This is a genomic window from Thalassospira xianhensis MCCC 1A02616 (genome assembly GCF_003326475.1).
In the GTDB taxonomy this organism is placed as follows: Bacteria; Pseudomonadota; Alphaproteobacteria; order Rhodospirillales; family Thalassospiraceae; genus Thalassospira; species Thalassospira xianhensis.
In genome coordinates this window covers 1-2,789 of sequence record NZ_JPWA01000079.1, presented here as the reverse complement: position 1 = coordinate 2,789, position 2,789 = coordinate 1, and the positions used below count along the sequence as shown (strand labels likewise).

The window sequence follows — 2,789 nt, the reverse complement described above, 5'->3', positions numbered from 1 at the left end:
GGCTGCGGCTCCGCAAGCCGCGATCCGGCCTCCGCCAGCACGAGAATCGCCGCCCCGATCATGAAGGCAGACTGGAAAAGCCCCGCCAGCGGTTCTGCCTTGCCATGGCCAAAACGGTGATCATGGTCGGCCGGACGCCATGCGCTGCGGACCGCCATGAAGTTGATCACAGACGTGCCGACATCAAGCATGCTATCAATCATCGAAGACAGAAGGCTGACCGAGTCCGTCATGAACCACCCGACCGCCTTGATCGCAATCAGCGTCGCAGCAATGACAATAGAGGCCGTCGTTGCACGACGCGCCCATATTTCCCTTTGCGCGATGTCAATGACAGGACATTGACTCATGTTCTACAGACCCTTGGTCTTCAATTTCCGCTCGCTGATTGCGGTTTTATATCGTGAATTGGCGTAATATGTAATGACTATTGCCATATTTTGACCTTCGCCTGTGCAGCAAATAGCGCATATTTGATATTCCGCAAGGTTTTCAAACCTGATCGAAGCGACTATATCAGCCCCGCAGGCGGATAAGAGCAAACAACAGGCCCACTTATGATTGTTGAAATCGGACATTATGCCCTGGTGCTATCCCTCGTGGTGGCATTGGCACAGTCGACCATCCCGTTCATGGCCGCATCCCGGCGTGATGTCGCCCTTCTGAAAATTGCGCCACGCCTGTCCATTGCCTGCTTTGCCCTGGTCGGTACAAGCTTTGCCGCCCTGACATATGCCTATGTCACATCCGATTTCTCGGTCCTGAATGTCCTTGCCAACAGCCACACCTCCAAACCGCTGATCTATAAAATCACCGGCGTCTGGGCCAACCACGAAGGCTCGATGCTGCTCTGGGTGATGATCCTGACCCTGTTTTCTGCCGCCGTCGCGGCCTTTGGCCAGAACCTGCCGCCGAGCCTGCTTGCCCGCGTTGTCGGCGTGATGGGGCTGATTGCGCTCGGCTTCCTTCTGTTCATCCTTCTGACGTCGAACCCGTTCGAGCGCGTGATAAACCCGCCGCTGAACGGTGAAGGCATGAACCCGCTGCTGCAGGATCCCGGCATCGCTATTCACCCGCCGTTCCTCTATCTCGGTTATGTCGGCTTTTCCGTGGCCTTTGCCTTTGCGGTTGCGGCCCTGATCGAAGGCCGGGTTGATCCGGCATGGGCCCGCTGGGTCCGACCATGGACCCTGGCCGCATGGATGTTCCTGACCGCCGGGATCGGGCTTGGCTCCTGGTGGGCCTATTACGAACTCGGCTGGGGCGGCTGGTGGTTCTGGGACCCGGTGGAAAATGCATCCTTCATGCCGTGGCTGGCCGGAACCGCCCTTTTGCATTCGGCAATTGTCGTTGAAAAACGCGACGCGCTCAAAAGCTGGACGATCTTCCTTTCGATCCTGGCGTTTTCCTTCTCGCTGCTGGGCACCTTCCTGGTGCGTTCCGGCGCGCTGACATCGGTTCATGCCTTTGCCACCGACCCGACCCGTGGGGTGTTCATCCTGTTCCTACTGTGCCTGACGGTGGGCGGATCGCTGGCCCTTTATGCCTGGCGCGCCCCGACATTGAAGGGCGGCGGCCTGTTTCAGCCGATCTCGCGCGAAGGCGCACTTGTTTTCAACAACGTGCTGCTCTCGATTGCCGCGGCCATGGTGCTGCTCGGCACCCTTTATCCGCTGCTGCTTGAAACCGTGACCGGTGAAAAGATTTCGGTCGGCGCGCCGTTCTTCAATTCCACCTTCGTTCCGATCATGACGCCCCTGATCATCGCCATGGCATTCGGGCCGATGATGCCATGGAAACGTGCCGATCTGTTTGCGGTTCTGGGCAAGCTCAAAATCGCGATTGCCGCCGTGATCATGGTTCTGATCGTCACCTACTGGCTGGCCGGTGGCCCGGCCTTTGCCCTGTTTGGCATGGGACTGGCCGTCTGGCTGTTTGTCGGATCGATCCTTGAATGGGCGGGCCGGATCAAGCTTTTCCGCGAACCCTTGGCCAACAGCTTCCGCCGCATGCGCAATCTGCCGCGCTCTGCCCACGGCACCATGCTGGCCCATGCCGGGATGGCGATTGTTGTCGCCGGGATCACCGGATCACAGGCCTGGACCGAGGAATCGGTTCAGTCCCTTGCCATCGGCGAAAGCACGATTGTTTCCGGCCATACCTTCACGCTTAGCAACCTTCGCGAATATCAGGGGCCGAACTTCTTTGCCCGCGAAGCCACCATCACAATCACGACCCCGGGCGAACGCACCATCACCCTGACCCCGGAAAAGCGGGTCTACACCGTCGAAGGCATGCCCACGACCGAGGCTGGAATCCGGTCCGGTTTCACAGGCGATATCTATGCGGTTATTGGTGACGAGGACGCCAGCGGCAAATGGGTCACGCGCTTCTATGTCAAACCCATGATCCCGTGGATGTGGGCCGGCGGCATCATCATGGTGCTGGGTGGCCTGATGTCGCTCTCCGATCGTCGCTATCGCGTGGGTGCTCCCACCCGCTCCACCAAAACGGCCCAGACCGTACCCGCCGAATAGGATTATCAATGACCATCTGGATTGTTCTTGGCGCCTTGACGGCTCTGGTGGCGGGTTACGTCCTCTGGCCGATCTTGCGAAATGCGCGTTCCGCCAGTGCCGATGCGGGTGATGATCACCTTGCCGACATGGACGAAGACGAACTGCAACGCGATCTTGCGGTTTACCGCGACCAGCTTGCCGAAATCGGCCGCGACATCGAACGCGGCGTTCTGACCGGCGAACAGGCCGACGCCGCCCGCACCGAAGTCC

General features: G+C 59.2%; 3 protein-coding genes. 2 read left to right on the top strand and 1 reads right to left on the bottom strand.

Features of this window, described 5'->3' with window-relative positions; genetic code table 11:
• Positions 1 to 350 (bottom strand): cation diffusion facilitator family transporter (locus TH5_RS25035; RefSeq protein WP_114124131.1); only part of this gene is annotated, 350 nt, incomplete at its 3' end.
• Positions 351 to 557: 207 nt separating this feature from the next.
• Here TH5_RS25035 and TH5_RS25030 point away from each other — a divergent pair.
• Both TH5_RS25030 and ccmI read left to right on the top strand, forming a co-directional pair.
• Positions 558 to 2,537, top strand: coding sequence for a heme lyase CcmF/NrfE family subunit (locus TH5_RS25030; RefSeq protein ID WP_114124130.1), 1,980 nt, complete (start codon positions 558 to 560; stop codon positions 2,535 to 2,537).
• Between the two features lie 8 nt (positions 2,538 to 2,545).
• Positions 2,546 to 2,789, top strand: a 244-nt coding sequence (gene ccmI / locus TH5_RS25025; protein WP_114124129.1) for a c-type cytochrome biogenesis protein CcmI, incomplete at its 3' end; no start/stop codon positions are given.

Excerpts from the sequence above, each read along its gene's own strand:
- TH5_RS25030 (WP_114124130.1), top strand. The coding sequence starts at position 558 with ATGATTGTTGAAATCGGACATTATGCCCTGGTGCTATCCCTCGTGGTG.